The sequence below is a fragment of the Pseudomonas sp. S35 genome (assembly GCF_009866765.1).
Classification (GTDB): domain Bacteria; phylum Pseudomonadota; class Gammaproteobacteria; order Pseudomonadales; family Pseudomonadaceae; genus Aquipseudomonas.
This window is the reverse complement of sequence record NZ_CP019431.1, coordinates 3,410,192-3,430,269: the sequence shown is the minus strand read 5'-3', so window position 1 is coordinate 3,430,269 and position 20,078 is coordinate 3,410,192. Positions and strand designations below refer to the sequence as shown.

Here is a 20,078-nt window from a genome sequence, read left to right as displayed (position 1 = left end):
CCGACATCGATGACGAATTCAGCACAGTGGGCGTCGCTCGACAGCGCTCGGTGCATCGGGCAATCTGCTACGCGTCGAGGCGATCAACAGGGGATCAACAGTGATGATGCACAGCGTGTTTGCGACCCTTTGCCAAGGGAACGAAGCGAGTCGCCCCCACAGTATCGAGCAGCTATTGTCCGGCGTGATGCAGCTGTTGCCGATGCTGGACGTGATCCCCAATGCAGCGATTTTCATCAAGGACATGGACGCCCGTTACGTCCTCGCCAACCGCACCTTGGTGCAACGCTGCGGCCTCAAGCAATTGCAGCCGCTGCTGGGCAAGACCAGCGCCGAAGTGTTCCCTGCGCAACTGGGGCCGGGGTATACCGAGCAGGATCGACGCGTGCTGCAGCAGGGGTTTGTGCTCGAAGACCAACTGGAACTGCACCTTTACGGCACCCGCGAGCCCGGCTGGTGCCTGACCCACAAATGGCCGCTGCACGACCACGAAGGCCGCATCATCGGCCTGGCCGGGATCTCGGTGGACCTGCAATCGGCCAGCCAGACCCACCCGGCCTATCAGCGCCTGGCCGCCGTAGACGAACACATCCGCACCCACTTCAACCGCCGCGTCACCCTGGGCGAACTGACGCGCATCGCGGGTATCTCGGTGGCGCAACTGGAGCGTTATTGCAAGCGTGTGTTCCACATCACGCCCCGGCAGATGATCCAGAAGGTGCGGCTGGAACACGCCCATCAGCTGTTGCACAGCGACATGCCGATCACTGAGGTAGCGTTGCAGTGCGGCTACACCGACCACAGTGCGTTTAGCCGACAGTTCAAGGCATCCACGGGTTTTACGCCGCGCCAGTACCGTCAAGCGACGCAGGGAATGGCGTAACAACGGTCATTGCAATGCAACGAATGGCCGCTGCAGTCCTCATATGTTGACGAGCAACGCTTCACGACGACAGGGACCGAGCTTATGACCGCGGCTGAAAACAACCATGTGAACTGGCTGGTGGAACAATCGATGCTGTACGCAGCCCGCCAGCGCGCCAGGCTCTATTCGGGGCAGGGCCGGTTGTGGCAACAGCCCTTTGCACAGACACGGCCGCGTGATGCGACGGCGCTGTCGTCGGTGTGGTTTACCGCGTATCCGGCGTCGATTGTGACCCGCGAGGGCGGCACGGTGTTGGAGGCGCTGGGGGATGAGACGTTGTGGCATACGTTGTCGAAGATCGGCATCCAGGGCATTCATAACGGTCCGCTGAAAAAATCCGGCGGCCTGAGCGGTACACGGCATACGCCGACCATCGACGGCAACTTCGACCGCATCAGCTTCGAGATCGACCCGCAGTTGGGCACCGAAGCGCAGTTGCAGGCGTTGACGCGCATGGCCGCAGCGCACAACGCGGTGATCATTGATGATGTGATCCCGTCCCACACCGGCAAGGGCGCAGACTTTCGCCTGGCCGAGATGGCCTACCAAGACTACCCCGGCCTTTACCACATGGTGGAAATCCGCGAGGAGGATTGGCCGCTGTTGCCTGACGTAGCCGACGGCCGCGATGCGCAGAACCTCAGCCCCTTGCAGGTGGATGTGCTGCGCGACAAGCACTACATCGTCGGCCAGTTACAACGGGTGATTTTCTTCGAGCCCGGCGTCAAGGAAACCGACTGGAGTACTACGCCCGTGGTCATCGGCGTGGATGGCAAGCCGCGCCGCTGGGTGTACCTGCATTACTTCAAGGAAGGCCAGCCGTCGCTCAATTGGCTGGACCCCACCTTCGCTGCGCAGCAGATGATCATCGGCGACGCCCTGCATGCCATCGACGTGATGGGCGCGAAGATCCTGCGCCTGGATGCCAATGGTTTTCTTGGCGTGGAGCGCAAGCTCGATGGCACGGCCTGGTCGGAAAGCCATCCGTTGTCGATCACCGGCAACCAACTGCTCGGCGGGGCGATTCGCAAGGCGGGCGGGTTCAGCTTTCAGGAACTGAACCTCACGGTGGATGACATTGCCTCGATGTCCCATGGCGGTGCCGACCTGTCCTATGACTTCATCACCCGGCCGGCTTACCAGCACGCGCTGCTGATGGGCGATGCCGAGTTCCTGCGCCTGATGCTGCGCGAAATGCACCGCCAGGGCATCGACCCCGGCTCGCTGATCCATGCCTTGCAGAACCACGACGAGTTGACGCTTGAGCTGGTGCACTTCTGGACCCTGCACGCCCACGACAGCTTCCTCTACCAGGGCCAGACCTTCCCCGGCAATATCCTGCGCGAGCACATTCGCGAACAGATGTACGAACGCCTCACCGGCGAGCACGCGCCGTACAACCTCAAGTTCGTCACCAATGGCGTGTCCTGCACCACCGCCAGCATCATCACCGCGGCGCTGGGCATGCGTGACCTGGAGGCGATCACGCCAGCGGATATCCAACAGATCCGCCAGATCCATTTGCTGTTGGTGATGTACAACGCCATGCAGCCTGGGGTGTTTGCCTTGTCCGGCTGGGATTTGGTGGGCGCACTGCCGTTGGCGGCCGAGGACGTTGCGCACTTGATGCACGATGGCGACACCCGCTGGATTCATCGCGGGGCTTACGATCTGGTGGACCTGAACCCCGATGCCGAACTGTCCGCCGGCCAGATGCCACGCTCGAAAAGCCTGTATGGCAGCCTGAACAGCCAGTTGCTGGACCCCGAATCATTTGCCTCGCAGCTGCAAAAAATCCTGGCCGTGCGCCGCGCCTACGACATCGCCGCCAGCCGCCAGATCCTGGTCCCGGACGTGGAAAACCCCGCGCTGCTGATCATGGTTCACGACTTGCCGGCCGGGAAGGGCACGCAAATCACTGCGCTGAACTTCGGCCCTGCGCCGATCACGGAAACCCTGCACCTGCCGGATATTGCAGCGGGGATGGTGGTGGACATCATCAATGAACGGGTTGAGGGCGACCTGACGGCGGAGGGTGAATTCACCATTACCCTGGATGCCTATGAAGGGCTGGCGCTGCGGGTCGTGAGCAGCTCACCGATCTAACGGACACAGTTGTTCAGTCGGCGGTAGTTACGTCTGGGGTGACTTATCGGCCAATTGGAACCGATACCCCACCCCATACAATGACTCAATCGGCGTCTCCCCCGGACAGGCCTGTTCCAGCTTGCGCCGCAGGTTGCGGATATGGCTGTCCACCGTCCTGTCAGTGACCACGCGGTGGTCGGAGTAAAGCCTGTCCAGCAGTTGATCACGGGAGAACACGCGGCCGGGTGAGCAGGCGAAGGTGTTGAGCAGGCGCAGTTCCAGGGGGGTGAGGTCGAGGGCAATACCGTCCAGGGCGGCCAGGTAGTGCGTCTCGTCGATCACCAGGCGCGGCGCGGCGGTGCTGAGCAATTGCGGGCTGCGGCGCAGGATCGCCTTGACCCTGGCCACCACCTCCCGTGGACTGAACGGCTTGCAGATGTAGTCGTCGGCCCCCAACTCCAGGCCCAGCAAGCGGTCAACCTCCTCGACGCGGGCGGTGATCATGATGATCGGCACCGCGCTGAACCCCCGCAGGTCCTTGCACAGTTGCATGCCGTCGCGACCGGGCAGCATCAGGTCGAGCAAAATCAACTTGGGATCATGGGCGCGCACCGCCGGCACCACCTGCAAGCCGTTGTCCAGGCACAGGGTGCCGTGTCCGGCGGCTGCGAGGTAGTCGCGCATCAGGGCGGCGAGCTTGGGTTCGTCTTCGACGATCAGGATCGGGCGTTCATCGACCATGGTTCACAGGCTCCGAGGCAAACGCAGGGTCAGCCACAGGCCGCCCGGCGGCGAGTGCTCGGCGCTGAGGCTGCCGCCGTGGGCGAGGGCGATGCTGTGACAGATCGCCAGGCCCAGCCCTGCGCCGCCACTGCTGCGGTTACGCGAGGCGTCGCCCCGATAGAAACGCTCGAACAGACGCGGCAGTTGATTCGCGGAAACGCCGGGGCCGGAATCCATGAAATCGATGCGCAACTCATCACTCTCCACGACGGCGCTGATGCGAATCAGCCCTTGCGGGTCGGTATAGCGCACAGCGTTTTCCAGCAGGTTGGAGAACAGTTGCTGCAAGCGATTGGCGTCTGCCACCAACGTCAGGGGTTGGGCTGGCAGTTCCAGTTCCACACGCAACTGGCGGGCACTCAAGCGTTCCTGGAACATACCCACGCTGCTTTCCAGCAGTTGGTTGAGCACGCAGGTGGCTTTGCGGTAGGTCAGGGCGCCGACATCGGCCAGCGACAGCTCATACAAATCGTCCACCAGTTTGCTGAGCATGCTGACTTCACCTTGCAGCGACTTCATCGAGTGCTGGTCCAGGGTCCGCACACCGTCCTCAATCGCCTCCAGCTCGCCGCGCAGCACTGACAGTGGCGTGCGCAGTTCATGGGACACATCGGCCATGAATTCGCGGCGCATGGTTTCATTGCGCTCCAGGGTGTAGGCCAGTTGGTTGAAGTCCCGCGCCAATTGGCCGACTTCATCGTTGGAGGCCACGACCACGCGGCCGCTGTAATCACCGCTGGCCAGGCGGTGGGTGGCGGCGGCCACGCGCTTGACCGGCTCCAGCAGCGCACGGGCGATCCACCAGGCAATCAGCATCGCCAGCAGCAGCGAAAAGACGCCCATCACCAGGCTGGTGCGCAACTGGTACTGCTGGAAGCGTTCGCCCCCAGCTTCGGTCACGCTCTGGAAAGGAGTAACGGCCAGCCAGCCGACCGTTTCACCGGCCACGACAATCGGCAGGGCCAAGGCGTCATCGGCAATCCGGGTGTAGCCGGTCACGCGCTTTTTATCTTTGTCGAGCAGGGCGATACGGAACAGTGCGCCAGTGAGGTCGGAGATCTGCGGCGTCTTCAAGTCGCGAGTCTGCGGCTGTTCACCCGGCTCCGGGCGCATCACTTCAAACCAGCGGTCCGGCTGGTTACGGAAATATTCCCAGGTCCCTTCGCGTTCATACGCACCCGCCAGGCGCGGCACCACCGTGGCCATGCGCTCCAGCGCCTGCTCGTTGATATAGCCAAGGAAGCCCCGGCCAAAACTCCAGCTGGTAGCCAGGCCCATGCTCAGGATGACCAGAAGCACGCCGGCCAGCACCGCGACAAACAGCTTGGTGGAGATACTCAACTTCATGAATAGAGGCCGTAAAAAATGGACCCGCCCATTTAGGCCCCCACGGCAGAAAGATTCAACCCAAGCGGGCAATCTTCAATTTTCCTGCACATTTGCCTTGCAGCATTGGGGACAAGGCTCAGGCCATCCCGTCTTGCAGAGGCAGCTATGTCGACCAAAATTTTTGCCAAATACCTGGTAACCGCCGCGGTTTTCCTTTCGCTGATCATTCTGGTGCTGCTCGGCGGGTGCTCGGCCGGCGATCCGGCCCCTGAAGTCGCCACGCCGAAGGTCTCGGTGATCACCGTACAGCCTCAAAACCAGGTACTGACCACCGAACTCGCCGGGCGCACCCAGGCCTTTATGGTCGCCGAGATTCGTCCCCAGGTCGGCGGCATCGTGCAGCAGCGCCTGTTTACCGAAGGCGCCGAGGTCAAGGCCGGCCAGGCGCTGTACCAACTCGACGCGGCGCCCTACAAGGCCTTGCTGGCCCAGGCCCAGGCCAGCCTGACCAAGGCCCGCGCCACGCTCAAGTCGGCACAGACCACCGCCACGCGTAACGCGCAGTTGGTGAAGATCGACGCGATCAGCCAGCAAACCAATGAAGACGCCCAGGCCACGTTGCTGACCGCTGCCGCCGACGTGCAAGTCGCCCAGGCCGACGTCGACACCGCCCGCATCAACCTGGCCTACACCCGTATCAGCTCGCCGGTGGCCGGGCGCATCGAAACCTCCACCGTCACCCCCGGTGCGCTGGTGGTGGCCAGCCAGGACACGGCGTTGACCACCGTGCAGCAGCTCGATCCGATCTACGTCGACGTCACCCAGTCCACCACTGAACTCCTCGCCCTCAAGCGCGACCTGGCCAGCGGCGTGTTGCAGGCCAATGGCGATGGCGAAGCGCGCATCAGCCTCAAGCTCGATGATGGCAGTACCTACAACCACGAAGGCCGCCTGAAATTCAGCGGAGTCAGCGTCAACCAGGGCACTGGCACCGTGACGTTGCGCGCCGTGTTCGATAACCCGGAACACCTGTTGCTGCCGGGCATGTACGTGCGCGGCGTGCTGGAACAGGCCCGGGATGAACAGGCGATCCTGGTCCCGCAAAAAGCCGTGAGCCGCAGCGCCAGCGGCGTGACCTCGGTGTTGCTGGTGGTCGACGGCAAGGTCGAGCAACGGGTACTCACCGTTGACCGCGCGGTGGGCAACCAGTGGTGGGTCACTGCCGGCTTGAAAACCGGTGACCAGGTCATCGTCGAGGGCGGGCAAAAAGTCCGCGTCGGTGCGGTGGTCAAAAGCCAGGCCGCTGACCTCGGCACCCTGGCGCAGGAGGGTTGAACATGGCGCGTTTCTTTATTGATCGACCGATTTTTGCCTGGGTCATCGCCATCGTGATCATGCTCGGCGGTGCACTCTCCATCAGCCAATTGCCGCTGGAGCAGTACCCGGACATCGCGCCGCCCACCGTGCGCATTTCCGCCACCTACACCGGTGCCTCGGCCAAGACCGTGGAAGACTCGGTGACCCAAGTCATCGAGCAGCAGATGAAGGGCCTGGACAACCTGACCTACATGTCGGCCTCCAGCAGTTCGGCGGGCAGCGCCAGTATCAGCCTGACGTTCGCCGCCGGCACCGACCCGGATGTGGCGCAGATGCAGGTACAGAACAAACTCCAACAGGCCGAATCGCGCTTGCCGCAGTCGGTGCAGAGCGAAGGCCTGACGGTGACCAAGGGCGGCTCGGACTTCCTGATGATTGCCGCTCTGGCGTCGGACAACCTCAGCGTCACCGGCACCCAGATTGGCGATTACATCTCCAGCACTCTGCTCGATTCCATCAGCCGCATTGACGGTGTGGGCGATGTGCAAACCCTGGGTTCGGGCTATGCCATGCGCATCTGGCTGGACCCGGCGCTGCTGGAAAAATACGCGCTGATGCCGTCAGACGTCAGCACCGCCCTGGAAGCGCAAAACACCGAAGTCTCGGCCGGCCAACTCGGCGCATTGCCGGCGGTGAAGGGCCAGCAACTCAACGCCACCATCAGTGCCCGGAGCAAGCTACAGACCGCCGAAGAGTTTCGTAACGTGGTGGTCAAGTCCACCAGTGACGGCGCGGTGGTGCTGTTGGGCGATGTGGCCACCGTGGAACTGGGCAGCGAGAGCTACGACATCACCTCGGCCCTCAACGGCAAGCCGGCCGCGGCCATGGGTGTGCAACTGGCGGCGGGGGCCAATGCGCTGGACGTGGGCGAGGCGGTCAAGGCCAAGCTGGCGGAGTTGGAACCGTTCTACCCGAACGAGATGCAGCTCAAAAACGTGATCGCCTACGACACCACGCCATTTGTGAGCCTGTCCATCGAAGAGGTGGTCAAGTCCCTCGGCGAGGCCATCGTGCTGGTGGTGTTGATCATGTTCCTGTTCCTGCAAAACCTGCGGGCTACCTTGATCCCGGCAATCACTGTGCCGGTGGTGCTGTTGGGTACGTTCGGGGTGTTGGCATTGTTCGGTTATTCAATCAACACCCTGACCATGTTTGCCATGGTCCTGGCCATCGGCCTGTTGGTGGACGATGCGATTGTGGTGGTGGAAAACGTCGAACGGGTCATGAGCGAGCAGGGCTTGACGGCCCTCGCGGCCACGCGCCAATCGATGGATGAAATCACCAGCGCGCTGATCGGCATCGCCCTGGTGCTCAGCGCGGTGTTCATTCCCATGGCGTTTTTCGGTGGTTCCACCGGGATTATCTATCGGCAGTTTTCGGTGACCATCGTCTCGGCCATGGTGCTCTCGGTGGTGGTCGCAATGACCCTGACACCGGCCTTGTGCGCTGCGCTGCTCAAACCGGGGCATGGCGCCAAACGCGGCTTTTTTGGTGGGTTCAACCGTGCATTCGAGCGCTGCTCCCAGCGCTACGAAGCGTTGGTCGGTGGCGTACTGCAACGTACCCGCCGCAGCCTGGTGGTGTACGCGCTGATCGCCGCCGCCATGGCCGCCGGTTACGCCAGCCTGAGCACGTCGTTTCTGCCGGACGAGGACCAGGGCATCCTTATGGCGCAGATCCAGTTGCCGGTGGGCGCCACCGACAGCCGCACGCAGGCGGTGCTGCACCAGTTCGAGCAGTACATGCTCAAGCAGCCGGAAGTCGAGGCCATGATCAGCATCAGCGGGCTGGGCATGGGCGGCAACAGCCAGAACACCGCACGGGCGTTTATCCGGTTGAAGGACTGGAGCGAGCGCGCGGACGATGCGGCGACGATTGCCCAGCGCGCCACGTTGGCGCTGGCGAGCATCGGCGATGCCGATGTGTTCGTGATGCAACCACCGGCCGTGCGCGGCCTGGGGCAGAGTTCGGGCTTTGATTTGCAGCTCAAGGACCTGGGTGGCCTGGGGCATGACGCGTTGGTCGCTGCCCGTGAGCAGTTCATCGAACAGGCGAAAAAAGACCCGCGCCTGCTCGGTGTGCGCAGCAACGGCCTGGACGATGCGCCGCAGCTCAAAGTCAGCATCGATGACCGCAAGGCCGGAGCCCTGAGCCTGAGCACCAGCGATATCAACACCACGCTGTCCACCGCGCTGGGCGGCACCTATGTGAATGACTTCCTCAACCAGGGCCGGGTGAAGAAAGTCTATGTGCAGGGCGAGGCGTCGACCCGCATGCAGGCTGCCGACCTGGAGCATTGGTTCGTGCGCAACAGCAACGATGAAATGGTGCCGTTCTCGTCGTTCGCCATCAGCGCCTGGAGCTATGGTTCGCCGTTGCTGGAGCGCTACAACGGCTCGTCTTCCCTGGAAGTGGTCGGCGACCCGGCTCCGGGCGTCAGCTCCGGCGCGGCGATGGATGCGGTGGAGGCCATTGCCAAGCAACTGCCCGATGGCATTGGTTATGAGTGGACCGGCCAGTCCTACCAACTGCGGTTGTCCGGCTCCCAGGCGCCGTTGCTGTACGCGGTCTCCATCCTGTTCGTGTTCCTGTGCCTGGCGGCGTTGTACGAGAGTTGGTCGGTGCCGTTCTCGGTGATCCTGGTGGTGCCGCTGGGTATTGTCGGCGCGGTGTGGGCCACACGGTTTACCGGCTTGAGCAACGACGTGTACTTCCAGGTCGGCCTGTTGACCACGGTGGGGCTGGCGGCGAAAAACGCGATCCTGATCGTCGAGTTCGCCAAGCACTTGCAGGAGCGGGGCAGTAGCCTGCTGGACGCGACGCTGACCGCCGTGCGCCAACGCCTGCGCCCGATTCTGATGACCTCCCTGGCGTTTATGTTCGGCGTATTGCCCCTGGCCCTGAGCAGCGGCGCCGGTTCCGCCGGCCGTCGGGCCATTGGCACCGGCGTGTTGGGCGGCATGCTCAGCGCCACGGTGCTGGGGATCTTCTTTGTGCCGCTGTTTTTTGTGTTGATCCGCCGCCGTTTTGGCCGCGTCAGCACGTCTCCAATCGTCGAAAAAGGTGACGCATGATCAGGTTTCTCTGCCCGTTGGTGGCCGCATTGGTCCTCAGTGGCTGCATCAATCTGGCGCCGGATTATCAGCAGCCAGCCGCACCGGTGCCGACGCAATGGCAGGCCGGCGTCCAGGGCGACGTGCCCGCCGATATCCAGTGGCAGCAGTTCTTTACCGATAGCCGCCTGGCGCAGTTGCAGAGCCTGGCCCTGGCCAACAACCGCGACCTGCGCCTGGCCAGCCTGAATATCGAAAAAGCCCAGGCCCAATACCGCATCCAGCGTGCGGCCGCGTTCCCGACGATTGATGCAGGCATCAGCGGCACCCACAGCCGCACGCCGGGCGCGCTGTCGAGCAGCGGCGCGGCGGCCACCAGCCACGATTACAGCGCGCAGCTGGGGCTGAGCAGCTATGAAGTCGACGTGTTCGGCCGCGTGCAGAACCTGCAGGATGAAGCGCTGGAAGCCTACCTGGCGCTGACCGAAACCCGGCGCAGCACCCAGATCAGCCTGGTGGCCGAAGTGGCCACCGCCTGGCTGACCCTGGCCGCCGACAACGCACACCTGCAATTGGCCGAGGACACCTTGGCCAGCCAGCAATCCACCTATGAACTGACCCAGCGCAGCCACGCGCTGGGCGGTTCGGCGGCGCTGGCGGTGGCCCAGGCGCAAACCACGGTCGAGTCGGCGCGGGTGGATGTGGCGGAGTATCAGAGCCAGATCCTTCAGGACCGCAATGCCTTGCGCCTGCTGGTGGGCAGTGACATTCCCGACAGTTTGCTGCCGGACGCCCACCTGCAATCGGCGGCTGCGCTGGTGCAAGTGCCGGCCGAATTGCCGTCGAGCCTGTTGCAGCGGCGGCCGGATGTGCTGGCGGCGGAGCACAGTCTCAAGTCGGCGAATATCGACATTGGCGCGGCGCGCGCGGCGTTTTTCCCGAGCATCAGCCTGACGGCCAATGCCGCGTCTGCCAGTTCGTCACTGTCCAGCCTGTTCAAGGCGGGCAGCGGGGCGTGGACCTTTGCGCCGAGTATCAGTGTGCCGATTTTCGATGCGGGGAGTAACCGGGCGACGTTGGATGCGGCGAAGGTTGAGAAGGAAATTCAGGTGCAGACCTATCAGCAGTCGTTGCAGACGGCGTTCAAGGAAGTGGCTGATGCCCTGGCCGTGCGTAGCACGCTGGATCAACGCCTCACCGCCCAGCAAGCGCTGGCCGACGCCAGCCAGAAGAGCTACGACCTGTCGGATGCGCTGTACCGCGCAGGGTCGCAAAGCTATCTCGAAGCCCTGGATTCGCAGCGTTCGTTGTACAGCGCACAACAGGACCTGATTACCCTGCGCTTGGCGGAGCAGGGCAATCGGGTGACGTTGTACAAAGTGATGGGGGGAGGGTGGCAGTAGGGACTTGGGCCCGATAGCAGTGTGTCAGTAAGAGATGCTTCAACTGACACGCCTTCATCGGGGCATAGGTATCTACACATCTTTGGTGAAAACATAACCTTAGCGAACGAGGCTGTTGTGGTGAGCAGGCTGTTGTGGTGAGCGGGCTTGCCCCGCGCTGGGCTGCGAAGCGGCCCCAAAACCGTACAACTCGGTTTGTCTGGAAAAACGGGGGTGGCTTTGATGGGGCCGCTGCGCAGCCCAGCGCGGGGCAAGCCCGCTCACCACAATATCCCGCTCATCACAGTGTTATGTGTAAGCCTTTGAGAGTTGTGTAGATACCCATGCTCATCGGGGCCCCCTCCCACATGTTGATCTTCCTCGGCCAAGCACCTCAAAGCTGCCGTTTATCCTGCGCCGCCTGCAACACCCGCAGCAAATTCCCGCTCCAGATATTCGCAATCTGCGCCTCGCTATACCCGGCATCCAACAACCGCTGGGTAATCACCGGCAGCTGGCTCACATCTTCCAACCCGGTCACACCACCGCCACCGTCCCAGTCGGCGCCGATGCCGACGTGGTCCGGGCCGGCGACTTGCAGCAGGTGCAACAGGTGTTTCATGAACACATCGAGGCTGGCCTTGGGTTGGGCGAAGCGTTGGTTGAGGGTGTCGCGTTCCTGGTAGAGCGTCTTGATCTGCTCCGGGCTGAGAGCGGCAAGGTTGTGGAAGCGGGCGCCGAGCGCGGCCATAGCTTTGTTGCGGTCCGGATTAGGGGTGAGGGGGATCAGGTAGTCGCTGTAGGCGTTGACCTGGATCACGCCGCCCTTGGCTGCCAGTTGGCGCACGCGGTGGTCATCGAGGTTGCGCGGGTGTGGGTTGATTGCGCGGCTGCTGGAGTGGGAGGCGATCAGCGGGGCGCTGGACAGGGCGAGCATTTGGTCGAAGACCGCGTCGCTGGCGTGGGACACGTCGAGCAGGATGCCCAGGCGGTTGGCCCGCTGTACCAGATCGCGGCCTTTGGGGCTCAGGCCTTTCCATTCCGGCAGGGCGGTGGCGGAGTCGGCGAGGTCGTTGTTCATGAAATGCACCAGGCCGAGCATGCGCAAGCCTTGGCGGTAGTAGGTGTTGAGCAGTTCGGGGTCGGAGCTTAACGGGTCGGCGTTCTCCATGCTGATAAACACCACACGCTTGCCCTGGGCGGCGATGCGTCGAGCGTCGTCGGCGGTGAGGGCGAGGGCGAAGCTGTCGGGGTTGCGATCGATCACATCGCGGATGCGCGTGAGGGTGGCCAGGCCATAGGCGCTGGCGTAGGCGCGACCTTCCTCGGTGCGTGGGCCTTGCGGGGTATAGACCGCAAAGAAGCCGCCATCCAGGCCACCTTCGCGCATGCGCGGCAGGTCGACCTGGCTGCCGTCCTGGCGATAGTCGTGGCGCTCCAGGATGTTCCAGCCGGGGCGGGTCAGGGTCAGTGGGGTATCGAGGTGGCTGTCCAGCACCAGCAGGCGCTGGTGCAGGGCCAGGGTGCTGGGGCTCACGTCAGCGTGGGCCAGCAATGGCAACAAGGCGAGGATCAGCAGGCGCTTGGTCATGTTCAGAACTCCATGCTCAAGGTGCTTTGGAAGGTGCGCGGCGAGCCCGGTCGGAATACGGCGGGGCCGCTGGTGCTGGTGAGGATGTAGCCCAAGTAGTCCTTGTCGAACAGGTTGTCGACGTTGAAGCGCAGCTTGACGTTTTTCAGCGGGCCGTAATGCACGCGCTCGCCGCCCAGGTCCAGGTAGGCGTTGTACAGGGTGTAGCCGGGCACCGATTCGCTGTTGGTGAAATTGCTGTAGCGCTCGCCGATGTAGCGTGCGGAAAAGTTCAGCAAGGCCCACGGCGCCAACTCGTAAGTGACCCCGGCCTGGGCCAGCCAGCGCGGGCTGTCGGGTACATCGTTGTCGCGGATCGACAGGCCGGCGGCATCGTTCTGGAAGGTGGATTTGTTGTAGGTCAGGTTGCCGTTGAGCACCACCTTATCGGCCAGGATCGGCGGCTTCCATTGGCCGCTCAACTCCGTGCCGTAAGCCTGCACCTTGCCGACGTTCTGGTAATAGGTTTCCACTTGGCTGCTGCCAGGCACCGCCGAGGCGAAGGCTTGCAGGCGGTTATCGAAGTCGGTGCGGTACAGCGCCCAGGCGGCGTTGAAGGTCGGACGGTTGATGCGATAACCCACCTCGTAGTTCTTCGCCCGTTCGGCATCCGGTGGCGGTGCACTGGGGCTGGCAGCGCGGAAGATATCGTCGGCGCCACGGGGCAGGGCCATGTTTTCCGAGTAGGAGGCGAACACCTGGGTATCGTCGGTGAGGTTGTAGACCAACCCGGCCTGGGGTAGGAACGCGTCGTTCCATTGGGTGCTCAGACGCGGCTGGCGGTTGTTGATGTAGTCGCCGGCGTTGCGATAGCCCTCGATGCGGTACTTGAGGTTCAGGCTCTTGAAGCCGAACTGCAGGCGCAGGCGATCATCGAGCAGGGTCCAGGTGTCCTTGAGGTGGTACTGCAACGAATTGCGCGTGGAGCTGAAATCCCCTTGCAGGTGCACCGGCTCATTGAACAGCGGCTCGCCGGCCGGGCTACCATCGGTGAGGTTGTAGCGGCCCTGCTGGCGGTTGAACACATCGGTCTCTGCCCACAGCCCGGTATCGATCTGGTGTTGACCCACCTCCCATTGCAGCCCGGTACGCCCGCCAAAACGGTGGCCGCTCAAGGACGACAGCCCGTATTGCACGCCCTTGGGCGCGAACAATCCGTCTACGTTGCTCTGGGCATTGTGCAGCGCCAGGGACGTGGCGTAGGCCTCGGGCGACACGCCAAAGCCCTTCTTGGCTTCGTAGTACAGGGTGGTGTAGTTGAGCAGGTCCGGGCGAATCTCGAACTGGCCACCCAGGCTGTACAGGGTGTCGCGGCGCTGGTTCACCGCTTGCTTGTAGAACTGGTTGTAGCCGGTGTTGCTGTAGCGCACGCCGGGGACTGTCTCAGGCAGATCGGGCAGGCTGTCGAGGTAGGCGAAATAACGGCCCGAACGCCCGAAGAGATCATTGGCGCTGCCGTCGTACTGGGCGATGCTCACGTAGGGCGAGTCATAGTCGTAGAACGAATTGTGCACCGCGCGCAGCCATACCTCATCGCGATCGCCAAAGCGATAACGCACCTTGGCTTCCAGGTGTTCGCGGTCGATGGTACCGGGCCCGCGCCACAGGTCGCCGTCGATTTTCGAGCGGCTGAAATACGCCGACAGACCTTGGTATTCGCCGCTTTGCAGCTTGACGAAGCTGCGCCGCAGGCTGTCGCTGCCCAGGGTGTAAGACAGGCTCACACCCGGCTCTACGGTAGGGTTGCTGGTTTGGTAATCCACGTACGGGCCCAATGATGCGTAGCCCGATTGCGAGACATCGCCGGCGCCGGTAGAGGCCGTCACGCGTTCGGTGTTTTCGTTGTCGACGTAGCGGTAGATCGGGCTGCCGCCAAACTGGTCGGTACGGCCCAACGGCACGCCGTCGATGGAGAAGCCGATCTGCTGCAAGTTGAACGCCCGCACGAACACCGAGTTGCCGAACTCGTACAAGCCCAACGCATCGTTGACCTGCACGTTGAAGCCCGGCAGCGCTTCGAGCATTTTCAGGCCCGAGGTGCCCGCCGGCGCCGACAGCAGTGCCTGGTGCGAGATGCTCAGGGTATTGCTGATCTTGTCTTCGCCGATGGCAGCGCTGGCTTCGGTGACGCGTGCACCGACCACCTCGACTTTGCTCAGTTGCGGTTCGGTGGAACTGGCGGTTTGCGCGGCCCACGTGGAGTCGGCCAGCAGCAGGCTGGCGAGCAGGGTTTTACGGTACTGAGCAATCATGGTTCATCCTTGGTTGAGGCGTCAGAGCCCGGCGTGGGCCTGGGCGAGGAAGTCGGGCTGGGCCCACTCATGCACGCTGAAGTCGTTCTGCAAGAAACCGCGTTGCACCAGGAAATCCTTTTTCAGCTCCAGGGCCGCGAGGTTCTGCGGGCCCAGTTGCGGCACGAAATCCAGCTCGGCGATGGCCTGGCGGATAAACCCGGCATCCGGCAGGAACGTCACGCGGGTGAACAACTGCGCGGCCGCATCGCGGTGCTGGTTGATCCAGCGCCCGGCGCGGATTGCTGCGCGCAGGAACGCCACGATCACCTGCGGATGTTCTTCGGCAAAGGCGCGGTTGACGGTGGTGGCGTAAGGGCCGTTGTGGTTTTTCAGGGTCCAGTCGGGGTAGCGTTCCAGGTCTTCGATCACCGTGAATTCACCGCTGGCGAGCAGCGCCGGCACGTGCCCGGCGGCGATGTGCACCGCGTCGACGCGGCCTTCAGCCAATGCGCGGACTTCCTGGCCCGGCTTGCCGTGCAGGCCATGCAATTGCGCCCAGAACGCCGAAGGGCGCACGGCGGCCTGCAAGGTGTGGGGGTCGCCTTCGTCCTCCAACTCGATCAAGCGCACCTGCGACGGCTCGAGCCCCGCCAGTTGCAAGGCATTGAACAAGCCGTGTTCGGCCAGTGCCTTGAGCACATCCACCCGCGCCTTGTTGCGGCTGACCGGCACGCCGATACGTTTGCCGAACAGGTCGGCGACCTGGCGGATACGCCCGTCGGCGCGCACCACAATCTGCCCGGCGCGCTGGGTCGCAGTGGTGGCCACCAGCAACGTGTCGGCCTGGTCGGCGCGGGCCCACAGTGCGGGCACGGCGCCGCCATCGCGAATCAGCCGGGACTCGGCATGGGTGAAGTGCGGCAGCCAGCCCTGGTTGTCGGGCAGCGAGCGCAGGTAGATCGCTTCGGCACCGACGCGCTGGTATTCCTCATCCAGCCAGCCGAGTTCCACGGCGATATTCGACGCGACCAGCAGCGGGCAAATGCTGTAGTGGGTGGGCAGTGTGTGGCTCATGGCAGACTCCTTGGGGTGACGTTCAGGTGTTCCAGGCCTTGTTGCAGGTCGGCGATCAGGTCCTCGACCGCTTCAAGGCCCACATGCAGGCGCAGCAATACGCCGGGTTCAATCTGTGCCGAAGGATGGCGTTGTTGCTGGCGGATCAGGCTTTCGAAACCGCCCCAACTGGCGCCCATGGCGAACAGCTGCAGGCTGTCGAGAAAGGCCTTGGTTTGCGCTGCCGAGATCGGGTGGAGCACCACGCCGAACAGGCCGGTGGAACCGAGGAAGTCGCGCTTGAACACCGCGTGTCCCGTCGCGCCCGGTAAGGCCGGGTGCAGCACTTGGGCGACTTCCGGGCGTTGTAGCAACCACTGCGCAACCGTGAGCGCCGAGCGCTCGTGCTGGCGCAGGCGCACGCCGAGGGTGCGCAGGCCACGCAGGCCCAGGTAGGCGTCGTCGGCACTGGCGATGTAACCCAACTGGCGCACGGTTTCGCGCACGCCGGCGTAAAGCGCCTGCGTGGTGACAATCACCCCGAGCATGGCGTCGCTGTGGCCCACCAGGTATTTGGTGGCAGCGTGAATCGAGATGTCCACGCCGTGTTCAAACGCCTTGAAGAACAGCGGCGTGGCCCAGGTGTTATCGAGCATCAGCAGCGCGCCCTGGGCGTGGGCCGCACGGGCGAGGGCGGGAATATCCTGCACTTCGAAGGTGCTGGAGCCGGGCGCCTCGGCATACACCAGGCGCGTATTCGGGCGCAGCAGCCCGGCGATATCCGCGCCGAGCATTGGCGTGAAATAGCTGGCCTGGATGCCGTAGCGCGGCAGGATCTGGTCGAATACCTGGCGTGCGTGCCAGTAGCAGTTGTCGGTGACCAGGATATGGTCGCCGGCCCGCGCCACCGCCAGTACTGCGCCGACAATCGCCGCCAGGCCGCTGGGCATGATCAGCCCGCGAAAGCCGCCTTCCAGCTCAGCCACGGCGTCTTCGAACGCGGCGGTGGTGGGGTTGCCGTTGCGCCCGTAGACGTGGCCTCGGTAGTGCGGGTCATCGGCCTGTTGCAGGTGGTTCGCCAGGGTGCTGGTGTCGGGCCAGATAAACGTAGAGCTGCGATACACCGGGGTGTTGACGGTGCCGGCATGGTTGGCCGGATCACGGCCGAGGTGGGTCAGCAAGGTGTCGTCGCGCATGGTGGTGGTTCTCGTCGAAAGGCTCATCGGCGTTCCAGCCGCTTGGCCCAGCGTGAAAGGGGGTAGATGTAGAGAAAGAACGCGACAAACACCAAGCCGTAGGCGGGCAGCAGCAGGTCGTTGCGCAATTGGCTGGAGAGGTGCGACTGCAGGGTGGTCATCAACTCTTCCACCCCGAGCAGGTTGGCCAGTGAGGTGGACATGGTCACCGCGCAATACAGGTTCATCCACGGCGCCACCAGGCTCGGCAGGGTCTGCGGGACGATCACGTAGCGCAGCGCCTGGGCGTGGCGCAACCCCAAGGCCTGGGCCGCTTCCCATTGGCCCGACGGCACCGCGTAGACGCCGCCGCGCACAATCTCCGAGACGTAGCCGATGGCAGGCAGCGCCAGGCCCAGCGCGACCTTCAGCCAGTCCGGCAACTGCCACCAGCGCCCGGCCCACTGCACTTCGTAGGGCAGCAGGTAGGCCACGTAGAACATCACCACCAGCCACGGCAGGTTGCGCAGCAAACGGCTGATGTGCCCGGCACCCCGGCGCAGGTGCGCATGGGGGCTCACCTGCAGGCTGCCGAGCAGGACGCCGAGGACGGTCGCCACCAGCATCGCCGTGACGCCCATCAGGATGTTCAGGCCAAAGCCTTGCAGCAGCGCCGGCGCCCACTGCCACAGCAGCATCAGTGGTGAAGGTTCAGGCAGCATTCGGCAGCTCCTGACCGGGCAGGCGCAGGTGGTTTTCCAGGCGGCGCAACAGCCAACTGCTCAGACCGATCAGCAACAGCCAAACCAGCAACAGCACTTGCATCATCTCGGCCACGTTGAAGTTGTCGGACCAGATCCGGTTGCTCGCATAGAGCAACTCCGGCACCGCAATCGCGTAGGCAACCGAGGTCGATTTGATGGTCTGCACCACCGTATTGCCCATCGCCGGCAGGCTGTTGCGCAGTGCCAGCGGCAGCACGATATGGCGCAGCACCGTAGGTTCTTGCATACCCAGGGCAGCGGCTGCCTGGCGGGTGGCGCGTGGTACCGCATCGATCCCGGCGCGCAGGTTGACCGCCTGGAACGCGCCGCTGTGCAGGGCAATCACGATGATTGCCCACTGCGTGCCGTTGAGCAGGCGCACACCGTCCACCAGCGGCAACAGCGCCCCGACGCCGAAGTAGAAAAAGAACAGCTGGACCAACAGCGGCGTGTTGCGAAACAGCGCCACGTACGCACCGCTGATGCCGCGCCACAACCCTTGGCGCGAACCCAGGCCGGCGGCGCCGACGACGCCGATCAACAACGACAGCGCGATACTCGCCAGGGACAACAGCAACGTCAGCCCCAGGCCCAGCAAAAAGCGCTGACGGTCCATCGGGTCCCAGACGATACTCAGCGACAGGCCGTGTTGCTCCAGCCACAGGCGCAGGCTGACCTCATTCATGCTGGGCCTGCGCATGCTGCTGCGCGACCCAGGCATTCGGCGCCAGGCCGTAACGCTGCTCCAATTCGATGATCAGCCCATTGGCATGCCAGCCCTCGACAATGCTCGACACCGCCGCCAACAACGCGGGCTGGCCCTTGCGCAAGGCAATCCCCCACGGCGCTGGTTCCTGGCCCGGTAGCTTGACCTCGTAGTCGGCCCATTCCGGCTGGCGGGCGAGGGCGCTGTACAACGCGTCGTCGCCCATCGCGCCCAGGCAGCGGCTGTCCGTCACCGCCTTGCGCACCTCGGCGGTACCGTTGAACGATGCGAACTGCACGCCATAGCGGCTTTCAAACGGCCGTACCCACACACTCGTGGCGGGCGCGCAGAGCGTCTTGCCGCGCAGGCTTTCCCAATCGGGCACCCGCGTACTTTTCGGTGCAAACACCGTGGCCGCCGAGCTATAAAACCCTGGGCTGGCAAAGTCCACTTCACGACGCCGGGCCGGCGTGTCCAACAGCGACGTCACCAACACCTCGCAACGCCCCTGGTCGAGAAACAACAAGCGATTCAGTGGATTGACCTGCACCAACGAAAGCTTCAGCGGCTGCCCGACGCGAGCCGACAACTGCTGCTTCAGATCAACAATCAAATCCATGATCAGCCCGCTGGGACGGCCTTGGGCATCAAGGGTCTTGAACGGTGGGAACTCATCACTGGTGCACACATTGAGCGTGCCTCGGGATTGGGCGCGTTCGAGTAAAGCTTCGGCGTGCGCGGGAAGCGCACAGACTGCGAGAAACGCGGCCAGCACCCAACGGGTGTGCCGTAAGGCCGCCGTTACCGCAGCAATGGATATGTACACCGATAGACCGCTATCGGGAGCAAGTCGAATCGTCGCATCGTCCCTCCCACATTTGAACCGCAGTGTGTCAGTGAGCAAATCACTCATGTCGCACTCCACCCCAGCCGCGAGCGCTGAGCCGCACCGCTGGGAAACGGCTGCGGGCTGCCCAGTTGCTGCGCCAGGAACGTCAGGTAGGCGGCCTCTTCAAGGTTCACCAGCAACCGGGTGGCCGCGAGCACATCGCGTTCCGACCAGGCAAATGGACCGTGGTTGGCTAAAAGAGCCGCCGGCGCCCGGGGATGCTCACGCAACGCCGCCACTACCGGCTCCGGCGCGTAACGCGGGCCCCAGGCGGTCAGCGGAATTTCCTGATCCTCATCCAGAACCCCCAGCAACTGCGTGGCATGGGCGCGCAACGGCCGCCCCGCAATCGCAAACGCCGTCAGATACGGTGAGTGCGTATGAATCACCGCATTCACTTGGGGCCGCTCGCGGTAGATCGCCACGTGCAGCGCTGCTACTTCCTTGAGGTTGTCCGTCAGGCTGCCCTGGCTGTGCTGCAAATCGAAATCCACAATCGCGGCCACGCCGCTGTCGAGCCCGCTCAGCGAGGCAATCACCAGCCGCTCCTGGCCGGGCAGACGCAGGCTGATATTCCCCGCCTCATTGGCCGACAGCACCTGATGCTTGATCAGCAACTGCTTGGCCAGGGCAAAGTCATGCTCGAAGGCTTGGGTAAAACGCACAGGATCAAAGCTCATGGGAACTCCT

Annotated in this window: 15 protein-coding genes; 5 read left to right on the top strand and 10 right to left on the bottom strand. The window is 63.5% G+C overall.

Features of this window, described 5'->3' with window-relative positions; genetic code table 11:
- The first annotated feature begins 103 nt into the window (after positions 1 to 103).
- Together PspS35_RS15215 and treS are read left to right on the top strand one after the other, a co-directional pair.
- On the top strand, positions 104 to 883 hold the full coding sequence (locus PspS35_RS15215; protein WP_159935570.1) for an AraC family transcriptional regulator: 780 nt from the start codon (positions 104 to 106) through the stop codon (positions 881 to 883).
- An 84-nt stretch (positions 884 to 967) separates the two neighbouring features.
- Positions 968 to 3,031, top strand: a complete 2,064-nt coding sequence (gene treS, locus PspS35_RS15210; RefSeq protein ID WP_159935569.1) for a maltose alpha-D-glucosyltransferase — start codon at positions 968 to 970, stop codon at positions 3,029 to 3,031.
- Positions 3,032 to 3,058: 27 nt separating this feature from the next.
- Here treS and PspS35_RS15205 read toward each other — a convergent pair whose 3' ends face one another.
- Positions 3,059 to 3,754, bottom strand: a complete 696-nt coding sequence (locus PspS35_RS15205) for a response regulator (RefSeq protein WP_159935568.1) — start codon at positions 3,752 to 3,754, stop codon at positions 3,059 to 3,061.
- Between the two features lie 3 nt (positions 3,755 to 3,757).
- On the bottom strand, positions 3,758 to 5,143 hold the full coding sequence (gene baeS / locus PspS35_RS15200) for a sensor histidine kinase efflux regulator BaeS (RefSeq protein ID WP_159935567.1): 1,386 nt from the start codon (positions 5,141 to 5,143) through the stop codon (positions 3,758 to 3,760).
- A 147-nt stretch (positions 5,144 to 5,290) separates the two neighbouring features.
- On the opposite strand from baeS, the gene PspS35_RS15195 reads away from it, so the two are divergent.
- From PspS35_RS15195 to PspS35_RS15185, 3 genes are read left to right on the top strand one after another with little or no spacing between them, the layout of a single operon-like run.
- On the top strand, positions 5,291 to 6,460 hold the full coding sequence (locus PspS35_RS15195) for an efflux RND transporter periplasmic adaptor subunit (RefSeq protein WP_159935566.1): 1,170 nt from the start codon (positions 5,291 to 5,293) through the stop codon (positions 6,458 to 6,460).
- Between the two features lie 2 nt (positions 6,461 to 6,462).
- Complete coding sequence (locus tag PspS35_RS15190) at positions 6,463 to 9,576, top strand: efflux RND transporter permease subunit (protein ID WP_159935565.1); 3,114 nt, start codon at positions 6,463 to 6,465, stop codon at positions 9,574 to 9,576.
- Positions 9,573 to 10,958, top strand: coding sequence for an efflux transporter outer membrane subunit (locus PspS35_RS15185; protein WP_159935564.1), 1,386 nt, complete (start codon positions 9,573 to 9,575; stop codon positions 10,956 to 10,958). Before PspS35_RS15190 ends, PspS35_RS15185 begins: the two co-directional genes overlap by 4 nt.
- Positions 10,959 to 11,331: 373 nt before the next feature.
- Here PspS35_RS15185 and PspS35_RS15180 read toward each other — a convergent pair whose 3' ends face one another.
- The 8 genes from PspS35_RS15180 to PspS35_RS15145 are packed head-to-tail and all read right to left on the bottom strand — an operon-like array spanning position 11,332 to position 20,068.
- A complete protein-coding gene (locus PspS35_RS15180; protein WP_159935563.1) occupies positions 11,332 to 12,528 on the bottom strand; it encodes a dipeptidase in 1,197 nt (398 codons plus the stop codon).
- Between the two features lie 2 nt (positions 12,529 to 12,530).
- Positions 12,531 to 14,819 (bottom strand): TonB-dependent receptor, encoded by a 2,289-nt coding sequence (locus PspS35_RS15175; protein ID WP_159935562.1) that lies wholly within the window; start codon positions 14,817 to 14,819, stop codon positions 12,531 to 12,533.
- Between the two features lie 21 nt (positions 14,820 to 14,840).
- Positions 14,841 to 15,875, bottom strand: a complete 1,035-nt coding sequence (locus PspS35_RS15170) for an ABC transporter substrate-binding protein (RefSeq protein ID WP_159935561.1) — start codon at positions 15,873 to 15,875, stop codon at positions 14,841 to 14,843.
- Complete coding sequence (metC, locus tag PspS35_RS15165) at positions 15,872 to 17,077, bottom strand: cystathionine beta-lyase (RefSeq protein ID WP_238785871.1); 1,206 nt, start codon at positions 17,075 to 17,077, stop codon at positions 15,872 to 15,874. The genes PspS35_RS15170 and metC overlap by 4 nt, the downstream gene beginning before the upstream one ends.
- The gene (locus PspS35_RS15160) at positions 17,074 to 17,751 is read right to left on the bottom strand and encodes an amino acid ABC transporter permease (RefSeq protein ID WP_159935560.1); all 678 of its coding nucleotides are present in this window, start codon (positions 17,749 to 17,751) and stop codon (positions 17,074 to 17,076) included. The genes metC and PspS35_RS15160 overlap by 4 nt, the downstream gene beginning before the upstream one ends.
- Positions 17,741 to 18,478 (bottom strand): amino acid ABC transporter permease, encoded by a 738-nt coding sequence (locus PspS35_RS15155; protein WP_159935559.1) that lies wholly within the window; start codon positions 18,476 to 18,478, stop codon positions 17,741 to 17,743. The genes PspS35_RS15160 and PspS35_RS15155 overlap by 11 nt, the downstream gene beginning before the upstream one ends.
- Positions 18,471 to 19,412 (bottom strand): transporter substrate-binding domain-containing protein, encoded by a 942-nt coding sequence (locus PspS35_RS15150; RefSeq protein WP_159935558.1) that lies wholly within the window; start codon positions 19,410 to 19,412, stop codon positions 18,471 to 18,473. Before PspS35_RS15150 ends, PspS35_RS15155 begins: the two co-directional genes overlap by 8 nt.
- Positions 19,409 to 20,068: a class II aldolase/adducin family protein gene (locus PspS35_RS15145; RefSeq protein ID WP_159935557.1), complete on the bottom strand. Its 660-nt coding sequence runs from the start codon at positions 20,066 to 20,068 to the stop codon at positions 19,409 to 19,411. The genes PspS35_RS15150 and PspS35_RS15145 overlap by 4 nt, the downstream gene beginning before the upstream one ends.
- Between the last annotated feature and the right edge of the window lie 10 nt (positions 20,069 to 20,078).

Bases quoted from the DNA above. Each gene is read 5' to 3' on its own strand.
- PspS35_RS15215 (WP_159935570.1), top strand. From the start codon at position 104: ATGATGCACAGCGTGTTTGCGACCCTTTGCCAAGGGAACGAAGCGAGT.
- treS (WP_159935569.1), top strand. From the start codon at position 968: ATGACCGCGGCTGAAAACAACCATGTGAACTGGCTGGTGGAACAATCG.
- PspS35_RS15205 (WP_159935568.1), bottom strand. From the start codon at position 3,754: ATGGTCGATGAACGCCCGATCCTGATCGTCGAAGACGAACCCAAGCTC.
- baeS (WP_159935567.1), bottom strand. From the start codon at position 5,143: ATGAAGTTGAGTATCTCCACCAAGCTGTTTGTCGCGGTGCTGGCCGGC.
- PspS35_RS15195 (WP_159935566.1), top strand. From the start codon at position 5,291: ATGTCGACCAAAATTTTTGCCAAATACCTGGTAACCGCCGCGGTTTTC.
- PspS35_RS15190 (WP_159935565.1), top strand. From the start codon at position 6,463: ATGGCGCGTTTCTTTATTGATCGACCGATTTTTGCCTGGGTCATCGCC.
- PspS35_RS15185 (WP_159935564.1), top strand. From the start codon at position 9,573: ATGATCAGGTTTCTCTGCCCGTTGGTGGCCGCATTGGTCCTCAGTGGC.
- PspS35_RS15180 (WP_159935563.1), bottom strand. From the start codon at position 12,528: ATGACCAAGCGCCTGCTGATCCTCGCCTTGTTGCCATTGCTGGCCCAC.
- PspS35_RS15175 (WP_159935562.1), bottom strand. From the start codon at position 14,819: ATGATTGCTCAGTACCGTAAAACCCTGCTCGCCAGCCTGCTGCTGGCC.
- PspS35_RS15170 (WP_159935561.1), bottom strand. From the start codon at position 15,875: ATGAGCCACACACTGCCCACCCACTACAGCATTTGCCCGCTGCTGGTC.
- metC (WP_238785871.1), bottom strand. From the start codon at position 17,077: ATGAGCCTTTCGACGAGAACCACCACCATGCGCGACGACACCTTGCTG.
- PspS35_RS15160 (WP_159935560.1), bottom strand. From the start codon at position 17,751: ATGCTGCCTGAACCTTCACCACTGATGCTGCTGTGGCAGTGGGCGCCG.
- PspS35_RS15155 (WP_159935559.1), bottom strand. From the start codon at position 18,478: ATGAATGAGGTCAGCCTGCGCCTGTGGCTGGAGCAACACGGCCTGTCG.
- PspS35_RS15150 (WP_159935558.1), bottom strand. From the start codon at position 19,412: ATGAGTGATTTGCTCACTGACACACTGCGGTTCAAATGTGGGAGGGAC.
- PspS35_RS15145 (WP_159935557.1), bottom strand. From the start codon at position 20,068: ATGAGCTTTGATCCTGTGCGTTTTACCCAAGCCTTCGAGCATGACTTT.